Origin of the sequence: Rhodococcus sp. A14 (genome assembly GCF_011603105.1) — a bacterium.
GTDB lineage: Bacteria > Actinomycetota > Actinomycetes > Mycobacteriales > Mycobacteriaceae > Rhodococcus_F > Rhodococcus_F opacus.
In genome coordinates this window covers 1-20117 of record NZ_JAAOQS010000144.1, presented here as the reverse complement: position 1 = coordinate 20117, position 20117 = coordinate 1, and the positions used below count along the sequence as shown (strand labels likewise).

Here is a 20117-nt window from a genome sequence, read left to right as displayed (position 1 = left end):
GACGGGCCTTCGAACTCCTCGACACCACCATCCCCCACACGGTCAGGTAGCCAGAACAACCACAACCGAAAACGACGAACCCCCAGCTCAACCGGGGGTTCGCTCGTTCTAATAGCAGTAACTTCGGCCTAGGCCTTGGCGACAAGTTGCCAGCACGACTCGGCAGTCAGATCCGGATCGAAGAAGATTCCCGACTGGACTACGCCACCGATGGGTGACGGTACCCACATTGATGCCATGGGGGGCAGTTCGTCGGCCAGAGCGAACGACAGATTGCGCAATCCGGCTTTACCGATCGAGGCAGACGCCCTCGATGCACAGGAAGGTCAAGGTCCTGACGCTGCGACGAAATGCTGTACACGGGGCTACCCAACACTTGCACTATGCGGCATCGATCAGTGTGCAGGGCCAGCGCTTGGGGCGCACTCGCCGACGGAGGTGCCTTTTCACTCCTTCAGAACGACCGGACCGTAGGTGTCGGCGTATTCGAGCGCGAGTTCCAGCTTCAGCCTGTTCGGTCCGACGGGGCGGCCGAGCAACTCCTCGGCGCGCTGGATGCGGTAACGCACGGTGTTCTTATGCACGCCGAGCGCCCGAGCGGCCGCGTCCGGACTGCGGTTCACGGTCAGATAGCCGCGCAGCGTGCGGCGCAGCATTGCGGAGGCTGCATCGGTACCGTCTAGGCCGCGCAGTTCACGGGAAACCAGCGCCCTCGCCGCGTCGGGATGGCCGTCGAGCAGGTGGACAATTTCGACGTCCGCATAGCAAATGAGGCGAGTCTCGGCCGGTCGAGATTCCGAGATATGTTGAGCAGCAATAGCTTCGGTGTGACTCTGCCGAAATCCCCGAATTCCCTTGCCCGGGTTACCAATCGCGATCCGGATCCCGTCCGGGATATCCGGACCGATGTCCAATGCGGTGAGATCCGGCTCGACTTCCGCCGCCAGCCATGCCCAGAGCCCTCGCGATCCGGACGGCACAGTAAGCATTTGCCTAGCCCCGATCGTGGCCGCAACCACACGGGCGGCGGAGTCCAGAACGCCGATCCCGTCCTCGGCCTGATTCGACTGTGTGTCCTCGAGCCACAGCACAAGTGCGGTGTTATGCCCGAGCAAGGGGTAATTCAAACGATTCGAGGCTGCCACGGTATCGGCGATCTCGCCTCGGATGATCGCCTGCACCGTTTCTGCCTGCCGGGCGAACGCGCCGCTCAATCCCCGCTCTCGTTCCTCGCTGTAGGTATCCGCGAGTACCTCCAATGAGACGTTGAGCCAGTGATTCGCCCGCTCCAGTAGCCGAATCAGGACTTTCGGTTCCAGTACCGGGTCGGTGATGCGCTCACTTGCTGTTTCCGCGGCGAATCTCAGCAGAGCTTTCTGGCCGACTCGGTAGATCTGCATCAATACCCTCAGATGCAGGCCCCGTCGGGCGATTGTGCGCGCGAGACCATGTGCCGCGGGTGGGAGGTCCACCTCTGCGGAGTCTCCGGTGAGCCAGACCAGCAGTGCGCGCCCTTGGTCACGGGTGCTGGCATCGAGGTCCCGTCGCAACTCTCGGTCCGCGGAAACCTCGGGTACCTCGGCCACTATCACGGCGTCGAACCTCGCGACGAGACCATCCAGGGTGCCGGGCACCAGCGCCTCCGCAGCGAACTCCCGGAGCCAGGCAAGCACCATGTCGTCAGCGGACACGTCGATACCTCCTTCTAATTGGACCCAGAGCACAAATGACGAGGGCCCAATTGGCTGATTTCGCTAAGAAACGTGCGGATTGGTTGTGCAATTCTAATAGGAAGTGTCGTGCATCATAGGAGGCGGGGTTCACATGAGATCCGGAAGCAAGGCGCACACGAGGTGCGACGACATCGACGTGCACTGCCCCGCCGACGGCCGCCTCGTCGCGCGTGTACCGGACGAGAGTTCCGAGGCAGTGACCGATACCGTCCGTCGACTGCGCGCCCACCAACCCGAGTGGGAAGCGCTGGGGCCGAATGGAAGGGCCACGTGGCTGCGGAAGCTGCGGGACTGGCTTCTCGACAATGAGCGCCACCTCATCGACGTGCTGCGGTCCGAGACCGGGAAGCCACGCGCCGAAGCAGCCATCGAGCCTGCGCTCGCGTGCGACCTGATCAACTACTTCGCGGACAACGCCGGCAAGTTTCTCGCCGACGAGCGGGTGAAACCGCACGGGCCGCTGTCGATGACAAAGCGACTGATCAAGACCGTCCGCCCCTACCCGGTGGTCGGTGTGATCACCCCGTGGAACTTCCCGCTCGCGATGCCGGCGATGGACATCATACCGGCGCTGCTCGCTGGTGCGGCGGTGCTGCTCAAGCCGTCTGAGGTAACGCCGTTGTCAGCCGTCGAACTAGCTCGGGGATGGTCGGAAATCGTTGCACCCCTGGTCTTCTCGGTACTCACCGGCCGCGGCGACACAGGTGCAGCGGTAGTGGATTCGGTGGACTTCGTGCAGTTCACCGGCTCCACCCCGACCGGTCGAGCGATCGCCGTGCGGGCCGCAGAGCGGCTGGTGCCATGCAGTCTCGAACTCGGCGGCAAAGATCCGGCCATCGTGCTGGCGGATGCGGACCTGGACCGCGCGGCAGCCGGAATCGCTTGGGGCGGAATGTTCAACGCCGGACAGGTGTGCGTGTCGATCGAACGCGTTTACGTCGAGGCGCCCGTGTACGACGAATTCGTCGCGCGACTGGTGGCACTCGTCGGCTCGCTCCGACAGGGTGACGACGGCGACGGGTACCGGATCGATGTCGGTGCGATGGCTACACATGCCCAGCGTGACCTCGTTGCCCGACACGTCGCCGACGCTGTGGACGGCGGCGCCACGGCGCTGACCGGCGGCAAGGCCGGGAGCGCTGGCACCTTCTTCGAGCCGACGGTCCTCGTCGACGTGAACCATTCGATGGCCTGTATCCGGGAGGAGACGTTCGGGCCCACGATCCCGGTGGTGAAGGTCGCCGACGCCGACGAAGCCGCGCGCCTGGCCAACGATTCCGAGTACGGCCTGTCCGCGACGGTGTGGTGCGGAGATCGGGCCCGCGGCGAGGCGATCGCGCGCCGGCTCGAAGCCGGCGCGGTGAACATCAACGACGCCTTCTCCAACCTGTTCGCGCTGGGGTTACCGCACGGGGGATGGAAGCAGTCTGGTCTCGGCGCGCGATTCGGTGGTGAATATGGAGTTCGGAAGTACACCCGGCAGCAGGCGATCACGGTGCCGCGCGGACCCGCAATGAAGCGGGAGTTGCTCTGGTATCCGTACGCACCCGGCCGCGGTCGTTTCGTCGGCCGGGTGCTGCGCACCCTCGTCGCGCGCGACCCGCGCCGCCGCCTGTCCGTGACAAGCCGCTCGAACTCCCTGTAACGACGACAGAAGGACAGAAGGAAAATGACACAATCTCTGCACGGTCGCGTCATCGCGATCACCGGCGGTGCCCGCGGAATCGGGTTCGCGACCGCCACGGCCCTGACCAGGCTCGGCGCGAAGGTGGCGATCGGGGACATCGACGAGGTCAAGCTGAAGGAGTCCGCGACCGAACTCGGCCTGGTCAGCTACCGGAAGCTCGACGTGACGGACCCCGAATCGTTCGGGGCCTTCCTCGACGACGTGGAAGCAACGCTCGGACCTATCGACGTGCTCGTAAACAACGCCGGCATCATGCCCGCCGGCCGAATCGCGGACGAGCCCGATGCGGTCACCCGCCGGATCCTCGATATCAATGTCCTCGGGGTGATCACCGGTTCCAAACTGGCTGTTCGGCGAATGCTGCCGCGCGGCCGTGGGCACGTGGTCAACATCGCCTCACTCGCAGGCGAAATCTACACACCAGGGCTGGCCACCTACTGCGCCAGCAAATATGCCGTCGTCGGCTTCACGGACGCGGCCCGGGTGGAGCACCGCGGAACGGGAATCGAGTTTTCCGCGGTGCTCCCGTCTTTCGTCAACACCGAGCTGACTGCCGGCACCAAGGGGCTCCCTGGACTCGAGAACGCCGAGCCGGAGGACATTGCGCGTGCCATCGTGGCATTGATCGAATGCCCCAAACCGAAGGTGCGGGTGACCAAGCTCGTCGGTGCCCTCGCCGCGAGTCAGAAGTTCTTCCCTCGTCGGATCAGCGAAGCGCTCACCCGTGCGCTCCACACGGACAGAGTGTTTCTGGAAGACGTCGACATCACTGCCAGGCAGGCCTACGAAGAGCGGGCTCGTCACAGCTGAGCAGAGTTTCGGATGCAGGTCATGCAGGTCTCGAAGCCCCGGCCATGGGACGGCTATCGGGTGTTGAGTGTCTCATCCTTCGTCGTCGACGGCCGGGCAGCCTGGGAAGCCTTGCAGTAGCTCCGAAGCAGTTAGGAGATGCACACCACGGAGGCGGCGATGAACGCTGTCTTGGAGGGATAGTTGGCGAAGAAGAGGACGACCGGTCCGGAGCCGCCCGGGCGATCGCCCTCGACACCATCGCCGACCGATCTTCGACACCAATCCGTCTCCGTGCGTCAACAGCTTCGGCACCGGACGCTCACACCGAGACGTGTCATTTTTCCTGGTCAGCGCGCTCTCCGAGAGCACGGTTTTTGCCGTCCATCCACCCGATCGCATGACCACACGGAGCGCTGAGATCTTTGGGGAGGCCGGCCTCCTTCCGGATCGACAGCAAACCGGCGGCGTAGCGCTGCGTCGTCGGCGCGCAGCGCCTCCCGGACGGGGTTCAGATGTGCTCGCTCAGTGCCCAGGACGGTGTCGTTTGGGGTGGCGACGGTGACGGGGTCGCCGTGGGTCGCAGTAGAGCGCAAGGTCACGTTCACGTCTGTGAGATGCGAACAAACGGCGAGAATGTTCCCGTGCGATCCGTTCGACTCGTGGCGACGCCGCGACTCTCCGGCGCCTCCAGCGCGCTTCCCTGCCGTTCGCGCAGAGTTGCGTGACCTACATAACAAGGGGCCGAAGCGGACTTCGCAAATCTGCCGAGCGGACGCTGACTGGGCGGTGAGCGACACAAGACCCTCGCGGGTTCCGTGTGCCGGCGAGGGGCTTGCAGAACCAGTGTGGTCCTGGCGAACTAGTTGTACTGACCACGGACGTTGGTGACGGCGTGCCGAGGTGACACAGAGTAGACCTCCGAGTGAAGTGCGAGCTGTCTAGGAACGCATCACTCACTCAGGAGGTCTTCGTGGTCCACCGTAATGCCCCGTTGTCCGAAACGGGTCGTCTGCGCCTTGCTCAATGTGTCATTGATGATGGGTGGCCGCTGCGGCGGGCTGCTGAACGGTTCCAGGTCGCGGTCACCACCGCAGCACGCTGGAGCTCTCGTTACCGCGCCGAGGGGCCGGCCGGGATGGCCGATCGCAGCTCACGGCCACATCGCAGCCCGAACCAGACCCCGACGCGCACCGAGCGGCGCATCATCAAAGTCCGCGTCATCCGCCGCTGGGGTCCGACCCGGATCGCGTATCTGCTGGGTTTGAATGTATCGACAGTGCACAAGGTCCTGAGCCGCTACGGGTTGGCTCGACTGCGGTGGCTCGACCGCCCGACCGGACGGGTGATCCGTCGCATGCACTCACCGCACTGCGGCGATCTCGTTCATGTCGATGTCAAGAAACTGGGCAAGATCCCCGCGGCGGCGGGGATGGCGGAAGGTCGGTCGCTCGGCAGGCAGCCGCAATGCCCGAGCCGACAAAAGCAGCGGCGAGCTCGACAAGTACTACCGTCCGGTCCGCGGCTACCACTTCCTGCACACCGTGATCGACGCACACTCACGGTTGGCCTACTCCGAACTGTTGGGGCGACGAACGCAAAGCCACCGCCGCCGCGTTCTGGCTACGCGCCAACGCATGGTTCACCGAGCACGGCATCACTGTTGAAAAAGGTGTTGACCGACAACGGTTCCTGCTACCGATCACACGCGTTCCGAGACGCACTAGGCGAGATCAAGCATCGCCGAACCCGCCCCTACCGACCCCAAACCAACGGCAAAGTCGAACGCTTCCACCGCACCCTGGCCGACGAATGGGCCTACGCCCGCCTCTACACCAGCGACCTCGAACGCTGTGACGAGTTCCCGCGGTGGCTGCACACCTACAATCACCACCGCGGCCACACCGCACTCGGCGGCCAACCACCCGCCACCCGCATACCCAACCTCTCAGGTCAGTACATCTAGTCGGCACCATGACCATGGTCGTGTCGTGGACGGATCAGCATCATGAGTGGGCGACCGATTTCCGCCCGATCAATCTCCCCTGTGCCTGCCGGGCCTTTCTTCTGCTGTCCCCGGCTTTGGAGCGGAGCGGTCCGTGCTGGGATCGATGGTCAGGTCCGTGGTGTCGGCGAAGATTAGTCGACCATCGTCGAGGGCGATTGCCCATCGGTGTGCCGGCGCCCATTCGTGCCCGCGGCCCCCCGGCTCGGTCAGTGCCGCATAGTCCTCGACGACCTCGCCGGTAACGTCGGCCTCGGCGTTTCTGCGGACAAGCACCCGAGTGCCGATAGCCAGAGTGGGGCCGATCACCAGGCGGTTGCCGTTGTTCGTGGCCATTCTTTCGCACCTTCTGCTCGACGGACCCGGGCGATGGCTACCGCGGAGTCGGTCACAACTCTGATCCTTTGCTCCCACAGCCTATCTTGTGACCTCGAAGTAGTCTGTGGGAGATCGGGAGAGCGGGCATCCCGCGAGCCGATCCTCGCGGGATGCCCGCCGTCTACGGGGCGATCCAGATTGCCGGTCACCCAGCTGGGTCTGCGTCAGGCGATTTCGAATCGGTCGAGGTTCATCACCTTGTCCCAGGCGGAGACGAAGTCTCGCACGAACTTCTGCTGTGCGTCGTCGGAGGCGTACACCTCTGCGAGAGCGCGCAGTTCGGAGTTCGACCCGAACCCGAGGTCGACGCGGGTTCCGGTCCACTTCACCTCACCGGTGACGCGGTCGCGGCCCTCGTAGATCTGCGAGTCCGTGGACCTCGGCGCCCATGTCGTTCCCAGGTCGATCAGGTTCGCGAAGAAGTCGTTGGTCAGCGTTCCCGGCTTCGAGGTGAAAACACCCTCCTCCGACCTGGTGTTGTAGTTCGCGCCCAGCACCCGCAGGCCGCCGACGAGGACCGTCAACTCGGGAGCGGTCAAGGTCAGCAGGTTCGCCTACGATCCCCCCGAAAGTGCGAGCAGAGCAACGACCAGCATCCGCTTCTTGCCGACCTTGTCGCCGATGCGGCCGACGATTGGTGTGCACACCGAGGCGGATAGCAAATATGCAGTGAGAACCCACGTCACTGTGGCCTGGTCGGTGTGTAGCTCTGATTTGATCTCGCTCAGTACGGGCAATACGAAGGATTGCAAGAGCGCGAACACAAGAACTGACACGGACAGGACCACGAATGTGATGCGGTGACGGGGACTGCTGTCGGCGGTCACGACGCTCCTAAGTACGGCGACAAGTTTTCACCGTACGCCGCCACAGCCTTCTGGCCCAGTACCTTTCGGTTCCGTTGCTGCAATGATCGTCACAGGATCGTTCCATTTCGAGCCGGAGCCAGCCACACCCCGCCGCTCCACCCGTTGGTTCAACGTTTTCGGCAACCAGAAACAGTCGCTAGTCTCGGAACTCACCTCACGGCAATGTGCTCACAGAATATTGCTGGCGTCGGCTGAATCGTGCCCTCAGCACGCCCATACCTTCAGCTCGAGGGTTCTGGCTTCAGGGGCACGCCGCTCGAGAGGATCGCTGAGGTCAGCGCGGCCGCCGGCTGCTCCGGCGCACGAGGATTGGGCAGTAATACCAGGTCGAGAGCAGGCAGCGCCGGAAGCCCGGTCGAGGCGGGCAACTCCACAATGTCCGAGGACAGCAGTGACCGCGCGAACACCGCGATGCCGAGCCCGGCCCGAACCGCTGTGAGAACGCCGTTGACGCCTCGCGCCACACAAGTGATCCGACTGCGCATGCCTGCCGCCTCGAGCGCCTGCAGCTCGCCAACGGCCTGAGTCGTTTTCGGGGCCTTGGTGGAGCGGACTGTCGGGCACCGGTGCACTCGATGGCAAGTTCGCGAAGCACGCTTCCACGCGACGGTTGCGACTCCTGCGAATGACGGTCTTTAGCCAACCATGGTTATTCGTCACGCCGCCGACCCGATCGTGCCGATGGCATCGGGGTATTTAGAAGAGCATTCATCGAGCACGCAACAAGCTCGTCGGGGAGCTCGGCGTGTCGTGAAAGGTGCGGAATACGGACAAGATCGTTGAGTGCTGTGCGAACCGCATTCACCAGCGCGAGTGCGTCTGCCTCCGTGACTTCTGAACGTGAGGTTCGTAGCCATTTGACCCATTCGGCGAGGTCGTCCTGGCGGATTCGCCGATCACGCTCGGCAGCACTAGCGGGGAGGTTGAGGGCTTCGGTAACTGAAACCGCGAGCAGATCCGTGGCTTCGGTTGCGATACGAACATAACCTCTCACGAGGCCTTCGATGACCTGTTCATCGGAGGCGCTGTGATGCATGGCCCTGGAGCTCTCCAGGGCCATCCATTCCTGTACTCGGATGATCAAGGCGGAAAGGATGTCGGCCTTGCTGTCGAAGTACCTGTAGACGGCAGGGCCTGCGATGCCGAACTCGTCGAGGCTGACTCCACCGAAACCGCGCTCCCGGAACGCGCGCGCCGCTGCTGCGATGATCTGTTCGCGACGTGATGTACCTGGTCGTTCATTTGCGACTGGAGCCTCCGCCGCTGGCGCATCGCGGGACTCGGGTGACGCTGACGCGCATTCGGGGGTATTGATGGCTGCCAACGCAGCAGACACCAGCAGTGGGGACAGGCGACGCTGTGACAGTGACCGGTCGTAGTGCCCTGGGCTGGTGATGATGCTCACCGCCATCCACGCGCGTACGTCGGCACCGAATCTGCTCTTGGAGGGATCGGCTTTTTCAATGGCCCTTCGCACCGCGCCTCCGATGCGACGAGTACCCTCGCGCACTCGCTCGAAGTCATCGGCGGTGAGGTGCCGTGCTTCTCGCTGCCATAGGGGGCCGAGTCGAAGGCTCTCCAGTGATGCCTCGACCATCCGCGTCAATAACTCCTCTAAGCTGCAGACGCCGGTTTCGGAGCGCTCGGCGGATTGGGCTGCCATGAGCAGTCGGTCCTGGTCTTCGAGGACCACCTGCGACAGTAGATCCTGCTTGTTGGCGAAGTGCCGGTAGATCGCCCGTGCGGTGACGTCGGTTGCCTCAGCGATGTCTTCCATCCGCACGGCGTGAAACCCGTATTTCGTGAACAGTTCACTGGCGTTGTGGAGTATCTGCGCACGCCGGTCACGGGGTCGCCGGCGCGTGGCAGTGGACGCCTTCACAGTTTGCGATGCGGTCACGACGCCCCTTTCCTCCTCGAGGCCCATATGGGATGGACACGATGTCCGGACTGGCGGCGCAGCCGTGTAATACAGCCTTCTGACGATATACCGGCGGCGGACGGTCCCCCGGAGTATCCCGCACTGCCGCCGTTCGAGGGCCGATCGGACACAACGCCTCCTCCCACGCGGGGCGGCGCAGGCGCACTGCGCCCGAGCGTAGGTGAAGTCTCCACTACGGCCACAGTCCGAACAGTACACACAATTTGCGATAAGAGTCATGGACAATTTCCGTTACATGATGCTACCTGCTTGATTCGATGAAAGATACGTTCACCTGACATTTTCGGCTCAACACTCAGCGAAGCGCCCCTCGCGCACTGCCGCGGTTCACTCGCGGATCGGCAGCTCTTCTTGCTTGATCTTTGGGGCCTCAACAGGTCATATGCTTCCGAATGAACGAAAGATCAACCATGCATCCTCTGAGCTCTCCGGCTCTGAGCAGTTTCACATTTTCAGATACGAGCTATTGACATATCTACGGAGTGGGGCCTACTAATGTGAGCAGCAGCACACCAGTTTGGTGAAGCGAACCACTAGGGATCAAGGACATGCCGCCTCACGGAGGCGACCATCCGCACCCGGCCGGTCACAGCTTCTGCTTACGCCCGTTCGAACAAAGGAACTTCGATGAAGGATCTGCAATTTCTGCAATGGAAGACCGATCAGAAGGTAGGCACGGTCTGGCTTACCCGCCCGCCGGTCAACGCGGTCACCCGGGAGATGTACGCAGAGATCAAGTGGTTCTTCACCCACACGGAGGAGTACCTCCCCGAGGCTCGGGCGATCGTCTTGACCGGCGCCGGCAAGCACTTCTGCGGCGGCAACGATCTCACCGAATTCCAGACGATGACGCCGGAAAACGCCGGTGAGCGCATGCTTGCGGTCCGTGAAGCGTTCTGGTCGATCTACGATTGCCCGTTGCCGGTGATCGCAGCTGTCCACGGAGTGGCCGTGGGCACCGGATTGGCCCTGGCAGCGTCGTGTGATCTGGTCGTGGCAGCCAAGGGCGCCACATTCACGCTTCCCGAGGTCAACGTCGGTGTGATGGGCGGCGCCAAACATGCCTCACGCCTGGTACCGCAGCAGTTGGTCCGCTATCTGCACCTCACCGGCGAACCGCTGTCTGCCGAGGAACTCGCGCAGCAGGGCGGCGTCTTGAAAGTCGTCGATCCCGATCAGCTACTCGACGTAGCCTACGATGTGGCGGCCAAGATGGTCCGGCACTCCCCGGTCACGTTGCGGTTCGCCAAGCGCAGCCTCAATGCGATCGAATACCAGGACCTCAAGGGCGGCTACGAGTTCGAGCAGGGTCTTTCCGGCGAGTTGTCCGCCTACTCAGACGCCAAAGAGGCCGTAGCAGCATTCTTCGAGCATCGCGCACCGGCCTACACGGGAGCATGAGATGAATGCTGTTTCACCTGTGCCGGTCGAGCAGATCACCGAGATCGCCGATCTGCGGCGCGAGGCTCGGAGGTGGCTTGCCGAAACAGAGATCCCCACCGTGCCGTTGGAGCTGGAGGAACGGTTCAACGTCCTTCGTCGATGGCAGCGCACACTATTCGATGCCGGATGGATGGGGCTGGGATGGTCACGTGAAGCCGGCGGACGTGGCCTCACCGCGCGGCACCAGCAAGTCTTCTCCGAGGAGCTGGCGCGCGCTCATGCACCCGCCCCGATCGGATTGATCGGCCTCGATGTGGTCGGCCCCTCGATCCACCGGTACGGTTCGCCCGAGCAGCGCTCCCGTTTTCTGCCGCCGCTGCTCGCCGGCGAAGACATCTGGTGTCAGGGGTTCTCCGAACCCTCTGCCGGCTCCGACCTCGCATCACTGCGGACCCGCGCTCTTCGCCACGGGGACAAGTACGTCGTCAACGGACAGAAGGTCTGGACCAGTTGGGGCAATCAGGCCAGTTGGTGCGCACTGCTGTGCCGCACCGACCCCGACGCCGAACCCAAGCACGCCGGCATCTCCTACCTCATCGTCGACATGAGTTCCCCCGGAATCACCGTCCGTCCACTCGTCCAGATGACAGGCGATGCCGAATTCTGCGAGGTCTTCTTCGACAACGTCGAAGTCCCGGTCGGCAACCTGGTCGGCAAGGAAAACAACGGCTGGCGAATTGCCCTCGACACCCTGTCTCAGGAACGTGGCAACTATGCAATGCGCCGACAGGTGGAGATCGGCTGGGGTGTCGAGAAGACGATCGACGGACTACGAGGCACCTCCCCGGAATCGAAGACCAATCGTCGGATCAGCACCGCCATCGGAGAGTCACACGTGGCGCTGCGGGTATTGGATGCTCAGATTCGCCGAACTGTGCAACGCCTGATCGACGAAGAGGGACCACATCCGCTCGACTCGATCGACAAGCTCGTCCTCAACGACGCAGAGCAGGTAGTCGGTCGCGCCCTCGCCGATCTCCTCGGACCGTTCCGCCTCGACACCGAATCACAACCTCTCGGACTGAACGCCGCGCAGTTGATTCACGATCACTACTTCTCGCGTGCCGCATCGATCTACGGCGGTACATCACAGATCCAACGCAACATCGTTGCCGAGCGGCTGCTCGGCCTACCCAGGAGCTGATGATGAGTCTCACCGCACCTGACGTGGACCTCGTCACCCCGATCCGCGAATTCTTTGACCGCCGTGTCACATCCGACTACCGTCATGCCCTGCTCAGCGGCGGCGGCTGGGACCCGGATCTGATGGCCGAACTCGACGACCTCGGCTGGTTCGAGCTGACCCGCCCCGAAAACCGCGGTGGTCTAGGAATCGACCTGACCGCGGTCGCCGGTCTGATCGCCTTGGTCGGTGATCGGCTCGTACCCGGCCCCCTGGTCGAGCAACTGATCCTGCCGGCGTACCTCGACATTCCCGAAGGTTCGCTCGTCGCCTTCGCCGACCCTGCCGTCACCCTCGACTGGGCATCCTCGATCGGTTCCGTGCACATGGAATCGGGGCAGATCCAGGGAACGATCGAACTCGTACGCTTCGGCGCCGAGGCCGACTCGCTGGTACTGGCAGTCGACGGCCCGGACGGACCGGCGCTGCTGCTCCTACCGGGCAGTGACCCGGCGCTGGCGCTCACGCCGATCACCAGTTCTGATCCCACATCGCATTACGTGCGCCTGGAGATCGCATCGCGAACTGTCACCGACGCCGAGATCCTCGCCACCGGAATCGAAGCGGCCACACTCCTACGACAGATCCGGGCATGGTTCCGGCTTCTCACCGCGTGCGAAATCAGTGGTATCGCCCGCCGTATGCTCGAGAAAACTGTCGAGTACGTCGCGCAGCGCCAGCAATTCGGCAAGCCCGTCGGATCCTTCCAAGCCGTGAAACACATTGCGGCGTCGATGGCACAGGCGGTCATCTCGATGGAGGCGCTCTGCGAGGCAACGGTTTCCGATATAGCCTCTGCTGAGGTTGATTTCGACATCGAGATGGCAACGTGGACGGCCAAGGCCTATGCCGCCGGCGCCGGACGACAGGTGGTCGAGGACGCCTTGCAGTTGCATGGCGGGATCGGCTTCACCACCGAATACGACCTACACTGGTACTACCGCCGCGTCCTCGCCCTGCGGACCTGGTATGGGGACGAGCACGAACTCCACGCACTCATCGGTTCGCGGCGCCTGACCGACGGAGTCGACCGATGATCACCGCAACTCAAACCGATTCCGCGCGCCGCGACCGCTACCTCACCAGCGGCGAGTGGAGCCACAGCACGATCGATTCTGCTTTGGCCGAGTATGCACACCATCACCCCGATCGGCTGGCTGTGGTCGATGGCGATCGTCAGGTCAGTTATGCCGAACTCGACGCCATGATCCGCCGGTTGGCCGGCGTGCTACTCGAGCGTGGGATCCGGCCGGGCGACTCGGTGGTCTGGCAGTTGCCGAACTGGCTTGAAGCGATCGTCGTACATCACGGTGCGCTGCGGATCGGCGCCGTCTCCACCCCGATCATCCCGATCTATCGACATCGCGAAGTGCAGTTCATTCTGAAGCAATCGCGAGCGCGTATCGCGTTTGTGCCCGGCATGTTCCGCACCTTCGACCACCGCGGGATGTTCGACGAGCTGGCGCCCACGCTTCCCGACCTCGAGCATGTGATCACCGTTCGCGGTTCCGACAACGAGTTCGACCACCTCCTCTCGGGCGCAACTCCACTCGACAATCCCGTCGAGCACGCCAGCACCGATGTCGCATTGCTTCTGTACACATCCGGAACCACCTCCGATCCGAAGGGTGCTCTACACACCCACGAAAGCCTGGATTACGAGAACCGGAGCATCATCGAACTCTTCGATCTGACCGGCGAGGACATCGTGTACATGCCCTCACCGGTCGGTCACATCACCGGCATTCTGTACGGACTGCAGTTGCCGTTCATACTCGGCAGCCATGTCGTGTTCCAAGATATCTGGGACCCCGGCGCCGGCCTGGAGTTGCTGCAACGCCGACGCTGCACGTTCGTCATCGGTGCCACACCCTTCTTGCACGGACTGGTACACCACCCGGATCGCGCCGAGTACGACATCGCCCTGCGGGTTTTTGGTTGCGGTGGCGCCGACGTACCCCCCGAACTGATCCGGCAGGCCGAGGAGCGGCTGGGCTGCACCGCGACCCGCATCTACGGATCGACCGAGTTCCCGACTCTGTCCGGCGGAAACGCGAGCGATCCGCTGGACAAGCGCGCCACCACAGACGGGCGTCCTATCGGGTCCGCAGAAGCGAGGACTGTCGATGAGCACGACACTCCGGTCCCCCCGGGCGCGGTCGGCGACCTGCAGGTTCGCGGCCCTGACCTGTTCACCGGATACCTCGATTCGAGACTCAATGCGGATGCCTTCGCCTCGGATGGCTGGTTTCGGACCGGTGATCTGGCGGTGATCGACGAGGACGGGTACATCCAGATCACCGGTCGGCGTAAGGACATCATCGTCCGGGGCGGGGAGAACATTTCCGCCAAGGAGATCGAAGACCTGCTCTTCGAATATCCCGGTATTGCCGACATCGCGGTGGTCGGCATGCCCGACCCGATCATGGTCGAACGCATCTGCGCCTATGTGGTACCGAGCGACCAGGCGCATCCACCTGCGCTGGACGAGCTCACGTCGTTCCTGCGCGAACATCGGATGGCTACCCAGAAGCTGCCCGAGCGGCTCGAAGTCGTCGAACAACTACCGCGGACGGCGACAGGCAAGATCCAAAAGTTCGTCCTGCGTGACCGAATCCGAGTCGCTCTGACCTCCGACAACGCTGTCTGATCGCACTCCCCCATCTCCCTCGTACCCCTTCCGAAAGGAAATCCCGTGAACACCACACTCCTCGAGGAGCTCGACGTCCTCGTCATCGGCGGCGGCTTCTCCGGCGTCTACCAGCTCGACCGGCTGCGCACCCTCGGCTACAACGTCAAGATCTACGAGGCCGGCACCGGACTCGGCGGCGTCTGGCATTGGAATTCCTATCCAGGTGCACGCGTCGATACCTGGGCGCCGGTCTACCAGTTCTCACGTGAAGAGCTCTGGCGCGACTGGAACTGGAGCGAGATGTACCCCGGTCGTGACGAGCTGGTTCGCTACTTCGAATACGTCGACGAGAAGCTCGACCTGAGCAAAGACGTCCGCTACGAGACCCGCGTCCTGGCAGGCCGATTCGACGAAGAAACCCATACGTGGACATTGGTTTCCCGCAACGAGCGCACCGGTGAGGAATTCACCACCCAGGCGCGGTTCGTGATCATGTGTCTCGGTGCCGGCTCCAAGCCCCTCTTCCCCAACATCCCTGGCCTCGAAAAGTTCGCGGGCGACTGCTTCCACACAGCACGCTGGCCACTGGAGGGCTACGACCTTGCGGGCAAGCGGGTCGCCGTCATCGGCACCGGAGCCAGCGGCATCCAGGTAATCCAGGAGGCCTCGAAGGTCGCAGATCATCTGACGGTGTTCCAGCGCACCCCCAACACCGCGCTTCCGATGAATCAGCGGGCGCTTGGTGAGGCGGACAATGCCGAGATGAAGAAGACCTACCCGGAGCGATTCGCCAATCGCAAGAACACCTGGGCCGGTTTCGATTATGACTTCCTCAAAGAGAACATCCAGGATCTGACCGAGGAACGGCGCAACGAAATACTCGAGGAACTCTGGACCAACGGTGGACTGCAGCCCTGGCTGGGTGGCTTCCTGAATGTCCTGTTCGACAAGGACGACAACGACATCCTGTACGCGTTCTGGCGGGACAAGACACGTCAACGTATCACCCGGCCGGAGCTGGTGGAACTGCTTGCACCGACCGAGCCGATCCATCCATGGGGCGTCAAGCGTGTCTCCCTGGAGCAGAACTACTTCGAGAGCCTGTGCCGTGACAATGTCGAGCTCGTCGATACCTCTGCCAATCCGATCCGGGAGGTCGCCAGTGACGCCATCGTCACCGCGGACGGTACCCGACACGAAGTCGATGTCATCGTGCTGGCCACCGGCTTCGACTCGGTCACCGGAGGCTTGACTGCCATCGATATTCGCGGCACCAGAAATGAGACCTTCGAGGAGGTGTTCCGCGGCGGCAGCCGGACAGCACTCGGCAAGGCGACAGTAGGCTTCCCGAATCTCCTGTACGTCTACGGACCCCAGAGCCCGAACGCATTCTGCAATGGTCCGACATGCGCCGAACTTGAAGGCGAACATCTGATCCAGATCGTCGAGCACATGCGGAACAACGGCTACACCCGTATCGAGGCCAAGCCGGAAGCCCAGCAATATTGGGGTGCGCATATCGCAGAGCTGACCTCGGCCACCCTGTTCCCGCTGGCCAAGTCTTGGTACATGGGCGCCAACGTGCCCGGCAAAACCGTCGAAATGCTCATGTATCCCGGCGGTCTTTCGGTATACCTCGAGATCCTCGAGAAGGCTGCTGCCGGTGGATATCAGGAGCAGTTCGAACTCGTCTGATCTCACCTGACCAGCCACCCCGATCGGAACCCGAGGGTAGACATGCTCATACATGTCGTGACATTCACCTTCAAGCCGTCCATCTCGACCAGTGAAATCGACGAATTCCAAAAGGATTTCAGATTTTTCGTCGACCAAATACCGTACGCGCGCAATGTCCGACACGGTATCGACCTCGGAAAGCGACCGAACAACGCCAGCTATGCACTGGTTGCCCATTTCCAGGACGAAGCCGTGCCCCAGTGTGAATCCTGGCTCGGGACCCAATTCCTGACAGCCGAGTGACAATCACCCAGTACCTCAACCCGCACGGACTAAGGAGTTCACGCGATGGCTACCTACCAACCCACAGTATTCTCGACCGGGCATCAGTTTCTCGAGGCACCTCGCTGGCATGACGGAAAATTCTGGGCCAGCGACTTCTTCAGCGAACAGGTGCTCACCTTCGCCGAGGACGGCACCGCAACGCCGATAACCAAAGTGCCCGGCCGACCGTCCGGACTCGGTTTCCTACCCGACGGGACCCCCCTTGTCGTCTCGCAGAACGAGCGGTCGGTGTATCGCATCACCGCCGGCGGCAAGCTCGAGCAGTATGCCGACTTCAGCGCACTGGCTGGAGGGATCGGCAACGACCTGTATGTGTCACCGGCGGGCGACGCTTATGCCGGCAATTTCGGATTCGCGCTCGGTGAAGAGGATCCGAAGCCGACTCACCTCGTCCACATCCGGGCCGACGGCAGCGTCTCGCAGGTTCCTGGAGATCTGATCTTCCCCAACGGCTGCGCACGTACCCCCCATGGCACCCTGCTGGTCGCGGAAACCTTCCCGCACCGCATCAGCGCGTTCGACATGGCGGAAGATGGCGGTCTGACCAACCACCGAGTATGGGCGCAGCTCGACGAATCGTTTCATCCCGATGGCATCGCCCTGGATAGTGACGGCGGCCTCTGGTTCGGGAACGCGTTGACCCTCGGCGCCGACAGTGGCTTCTATCGGGTCGTCGAAGGCGGCCAGATCACCGATAAGGTCGAGGTCACCGACACGTGGGCAGTGGCGTGCGCATTCGGCGGAGAGAACCTCGACACCCTCTACCTCTGCTGCAACACAACAACGCTCGAAGAGTTTCACGAAGGACGCTCGACCGCTCATGTTGCCGTCGCGCAGGTCGGGCGCACCGGAGTTCCGGCGTCCATCTGAACGTGAGGAGACAGGCGTGAACACCACGATCGTCACAGAAGGCCGCGGCGGGATCGGGCTTGCGACAGCGCGTACCCTTCAGAAGATTGTCCGAAGCGCCAGGTCGTCCTGGTGGACCTCGACGCTGGCGAGGCCCCCGGCCTACACCGATCGAGTCCTCGCGGCGGCCGGGTTCATCGCGGGCGATCTTTTCGACCGTCGATGCCGCTCACGCCGACCCGCCCGAAGCCCTCTCGTCGGGTATCCACCGACGCCGTCGCCGGATGTCTGCCCTCGAACACCGCCGGAGAAGCGCCGGATTACCGTCCGGCCAGTCAGGCAACATCTCGATCCCGGACGTGGCGGATCAGGCGCCCACGCCGGTCGCCGACGACGCTCGCGAACGAGACGGCGGATGTGATGACAGTTACTTTCGAGCGATACGCTTCGGTATCGTTCGCCATGTCGCTACCATCAATTGCACACCGTTTACAACCTCGTTAGAGGTGACCGAGTGTGGATCATCCGGGTTCGTCCCGGTCCCACCGATGTCGAGCCCAGGCATCAAATGCACCGACACGCCCTGCGGACGTGGTGCCGCACCGATCATAGTCCCGGACCCAGGTCTGTCGCTGCCGCTACCCGACTGCCGCCTCCCGGGCATCAGAAGTGACACCGCGATGTGTCGAGGGGTCATGTCGCACAACACCTTCGGATGAAATGAACGACGCGTGGTTGTTTCCCGGGAGGCCACGCCAACCCACACCGATCCGCCTGGCATACCGCGGCAACAAACCCACGTCCGCCAGCCACACCCGCGCGACCGCCCTTGCCGACAGATTTGGCCCTCCGCTCCACTCCGAAAGCGACCCATCCCGCTGTGCCTGATCATTTCCGCCACTCCCCCGACCGGGACTGGCAGCACCGCGCGTCCTGCCGCGGCACCGACACCAACCTGTTCTTCTCCCCCGACGGTGAACGCGGCCACGACCGCGCCCGACGTGAGCGCGCCGCCAAACAGATCTGCCAGGACTGCCCCGTACTCGCTCAGTGCCGAGCCCACGCTCTCACCGCCACCGAGGCATACGGCATCTGGGGTGGCATGTCCGAAAACGAGCGCACCCGCCACACCCGACGCACCCGCGTCCCAGCCCGCCACCGCGACGCCACACACGCTCCGGCACCACACCACCACCGCTCTCCCTGCTCGTGCACGTGACGAACACGTGCGCGGTGACATCGATCCCCCCGTCACGGCTCCGCCTCCGGAACCTGTGAACGTCTCTCTGCGAACCGGCAGACGGCACTCCTGAAGTCCCTATCCTCGACAAGGGACGTTCTCCCGCAAAGGAGTGACCATGAGCGGATCGATCGAATCATCTCCGCACGACGGTGCCCGTGTGCTCGTCGTGATCCTCTCCGCGGTGGTGGCGGTCGTGGGTTCGATCATCGGCTCAGGGGCGCTGGTGGGAACCCCGATCTCCCAGGTCGCCGACGGCGCCCTCGCCACCGACGCCACCGCAGTGGCCCCCGGCGGGCCCGCCTTCTCCATCTGGACCCTGATCTACCTCGGGTTCCTCGCGCTCGCGATCTGGCAGGCACTGCCCGCGCACCGCACCGATCCTCGGCAACGCCGCGCCGGGTGGTGGCTCGCCGCGGCGATGATCCTGAACGCGGCATGGATAGCCTGCGTGCAGTTCGAACAACTGTCGCTCAGCGTCCTGACCATTCTCGCGTTACTCGCAATGCTGGTCGTCGTGTTCGACATCCTGACCAACACGAAGCCGTCCAGTCGTGTCGAGGCGATCGTGGTCGACGCCACCGCGTTCGTGTACCTCGGCTGGGTGTGTGTCGCGGTGGTCGCCAACATCGCTGCCGCGCTGGCCGCCGCCGAGATCGATCCGTTCGCTCTCGGGGCCGATACCTGGGCCGTGCTCGTCCTCACCGTAGTCGCCGTGGTCGCCGTGGTCCTTGCCGTCGCCGGTCACGGACGCTTCACCGTCACAGCAGCCATCGTCTGGGGGCTCGTATGGATCGCCGTCGCGCGGACCACCGGCGACGGTTCCACCTCACAGCCCGCCGCCATCGCCGCGCTGGCGGCCGCCGCGCTGGCCATCGTCGCCACCGCGATCGCCCGGCTACCCCGCGCACGTTCCGGCGAGCCCACCGTCACGAACCCGTAATCGTGTAGTGCTTGGCAGGTCGACCACGAGCGATCCGTAGTGGCCGACAGGATTCCCCGATCACACCCGTCCTGACCGCCCCACAACTGCGCCCGCATCTTCTCCTCGAAACACTGGTCTACGGACGCCGAACACGGAACGTCCCCGACGAGAACGAAGTCGTCCTGTGCGGAGGTCAACCAACCAGGGGACGGTAACTCTCGAGCTCGAGAAGCGACGGCACGCATCCCGCTTCCGCCACGGCCGTCACCTCATCGAGGTAGGCCAGGACGGGCCGGATCGGCGGTCGAGGTCGTGCCCGGGTCGCAGAACTGGACCTCCAGATGTCAGCGGTCATGTAATTCCCCAGATTGAGGGGTTTGTCCGTCACATAATTCCCCACCCCGCCGTCACGTAATTCCC

18 protein-coding genes and 2 pseudogenes are annotated in these 20117 nt (G+C 63.3%); 12 read left to right on the top strand and 8 right to left on the bottom strand.

Features of this window, described 5'->3' with window-relative positions:
• Positions 1-446 precede the first annotated feature (446 nt).
• Positions 447-1691: a helix-turn-helix domain-containing protein gene (locus G9373_RS40710; protein ID WP_054248007.1), complete on the bottom strand. Its 1245-nt coding sequence runs from the start codon at positions 1689-1691 to the stop codon at positions 447-449.
• 133 nt (positions 1692-1824) lie between these two features.
• On the opposite strand from G9373_RS40710, the gene G9373_RS40705 reads away from it, so the two are divergent.
• From G9373_RS40705 to G9373_RS40695, 3 genes and pseudogenes are all read left to right on the top strand, one after another.
• A complete protein-coding gene (locus G9373_RS40705) occupies positions 1825-3378 on the top strand; it encodes an aldehyde dehydrogenase family protein (protein WP_167120604.1) in 1554 nt (517 codons plus the stop codon).
• A gap of 24 nt (positions 3379-3402) precedes the next feature.
• Positions 3403-4230 carry an SDR family oxidoreductase gene (locus tag G9373_RS40700; RefSeq protein ID WP_005264721.1) on the top strand — a complete coding sequence of 276 codons (828 nt, stop codon included), beginning with the start codon at positions 3403-3405 and terminating at the stop codon, positions 4228-4230.
• 952 nt (positions 4231-5182) lie between these two features.
• Positions 5183-6175: pseudogene (locus tag G9373_RS40695) on the top strand (IS481 family transposase).
• 69 nt (positions 6176-6244) lie between these two features.
• On the opposite strand, the gene G9373_RS40690 reads toward G9373_RS40695, so the two are convergent.
• From G9373_RS40690 to G9373_RS40670, 5 genes and pseudogenes are all read right to left on the bottom strand, one after another.
• Positions 6245-6550, bottom strand: coding sequence for a hypothetical protein (locus G9373_RS40690; RefSeq protein ID WP_005565974.1), 306 nt, complete (start codon positions 6548-6550; stop codon positions 6245-6247).
• Between the two features lie 206 nt (positions 6551-6756).
• Positions 6757-7146 (bottom strand): annotated as a pseudogene (locus tag G9373_RS40685) (catalase-peroxidase); the annotation flags it as partial.
• Positions 7147-7419 carry an MFS transporter gene (locus G9373_RS40680; RefSeq protein ID WP_005565970.1) on the bottom strand — a complete coding sequence of 91 codons (273 nt, stop codon included), beginning with the start codon at positions 7417-7419 and terminating at the stop codon, positions 7147-7149.
• Positions 7420-7682: 263 nt separating this feature from the next.
• A complete protein-coding gene (locus G9373_RS40675) occupies positions 7683-7946 on the bottom strand; it encodes a hypothetical protein (protein ID WP_120661396.1) in 264 nt (87 codons plus the stop codon).
• Positions 7947-8110: 164 nt separating this feature from the next.
• Positions 8111-9361, bottom strand: coding sequence for a TetR/AcrR family transcriptional regulator (locus G9373_RS40670; RefSeq protein WP_169695632.1), 1251 nt, complete (start codon positions 9359-9361; stop codon positions 8111-8113).
• A 669-nt stretch (positions 9362-10030) separates the two neighbouring features.
• Between G9373_RS40670 and G9373_RS40665 the strand changes: the two genes are divergently transcribed.
• From G9373_RS40665 to G9373_RS40635, 7 genes are read left to right on the top strand one after another with little or no spacing between them, the layout of a single operon-like run.
• Positions 10031-10804, top strand: a complete 774-nt coding sequence (locus tag G9373_RS40665) for an enoyl-CoA hydratase-related protein (RefSeq protein WP_005264718.1) — start codon at positions 10031-10033, stop codon at positions 10802-10804.
• A gap of 19 nt (positions 10805-10823) precedes the next feature.
• Entirely contained in the window at positions 10824-11990 is a 1167-nt protein-coding gene (locus G9373_RS40660; protein ID WP_167120606.1) for an acyl-CoA dehydrogenase family protein, read from the top strand.
• Between the two features lie 2 nt (positions 11991-11992).
• The gene (locus tag G9373_RS40655; RefSeq protein ID WP_240961019.1) at positions 11993-13066 is read left to right on the top strand and encodes an acyl-CoA dehydrogenase family protein; all 1074 of its coding nucleotides are present in this window, start codon (positions 11993-11995) and stop codon (positions 13064-13066) included.
• Positions 13063-14679, top strand: coding sequence for an AMP-binding protein (locus G9373_RS40650; protein ID WP_167120600.1), 1617 nt, complete (start codon positions 13063-13065; stop codon positions 14677-14679). Before G9373_RS40655 ends, G9373_RS40650 begins: the two co-directional genes overlap by 4 nt.
• Before the next feature lie 45 nt (positions 14680-14724).
• Positions 14725-16356, top strand: coding sequence for an NAD(P)/FAD-dependent oxidoreductase (locus tag G9373_RS40645; RefSeq protein WP_005565918.1), 1632 nt, complete (start codon positions 14725-14727; stop codon positions 16354-16356).
• A 57-nt stretch (positions 16357-16413) separates the two neighbouring features.
• Positions 16414-16641, top strand: a complete 228-nt coding sequence (locus G9373_RS40640) for a Dabb family protein (RefSeq protein WP_166680646.1) — start codon at positions 16414-16416, stop codon at positions 16639-16641.
• Between the two features lie 45 nt (positions 16642-16686).
• Positions 16687-17553, top strand: a complete 867-nt coding sequence (locus G9373_RS40635) for an SMP-30/gluconolactonase/LRE family protein (protein ID WP_005264713.1) — start codon at positions 16687-16689, stop codon at positions 17551-17553.
• A gap of 314 nt (positions 17554-17867) precedes the next feature.
• On the opposite strand, the gene G9373_RS47980 is transcribed toward G9373_RS40635, so the two are convergent.
• Positions 17868-17996, bottom strand: a complete 129-nt coding sequence (locus G9373_RS47980) for a hypothetical protein (RefSeq protein WP_259465655.1) — start codon at positions 17994-17996, stop codon at positions 17868-17870.
• Positions 17997-18412: 416 nt separating this feature from the next.
• Between G9373_RS47980 and G9373_RS40630 the strand changes: the two genes are divergently transcribed.
• Positions 18413-18751: a WhiB family transcriptional regulator gene (locus G9373_RS40630; RefSeq protein ID WP_054248272.1), complete on the top strand. Its 339-nt coding sequence runs from the start codon at positions 18413-18415 to the stop codon at positions 18749-18751.
• Positions 18752-18890: 139 nt separating this feature from the next.
• A complete protein-coding gene (locus tag G9373_RS40625) occupies positions 18891-19715 on the top strand; it encodes a tryptophan-rich sensory protein (RefSeq protein ID WP_043787077.1) in 825 nt (274 codons plus the stop codon).
• 175 nt (positions 19716-19890) lie between these two features.
• On the opposite strand, the gene G9373_RS46020 is transcribed toward G9373_RS40625, so the two are convergent.
• Positions 19891-20117, bottom strand: a 227-nt coding sequence (locus tag G9373_RS46020) for a hypothetical protein (protein ID WP_206033578.1), incomplete at its 5' end; no start/stop codon positions are given.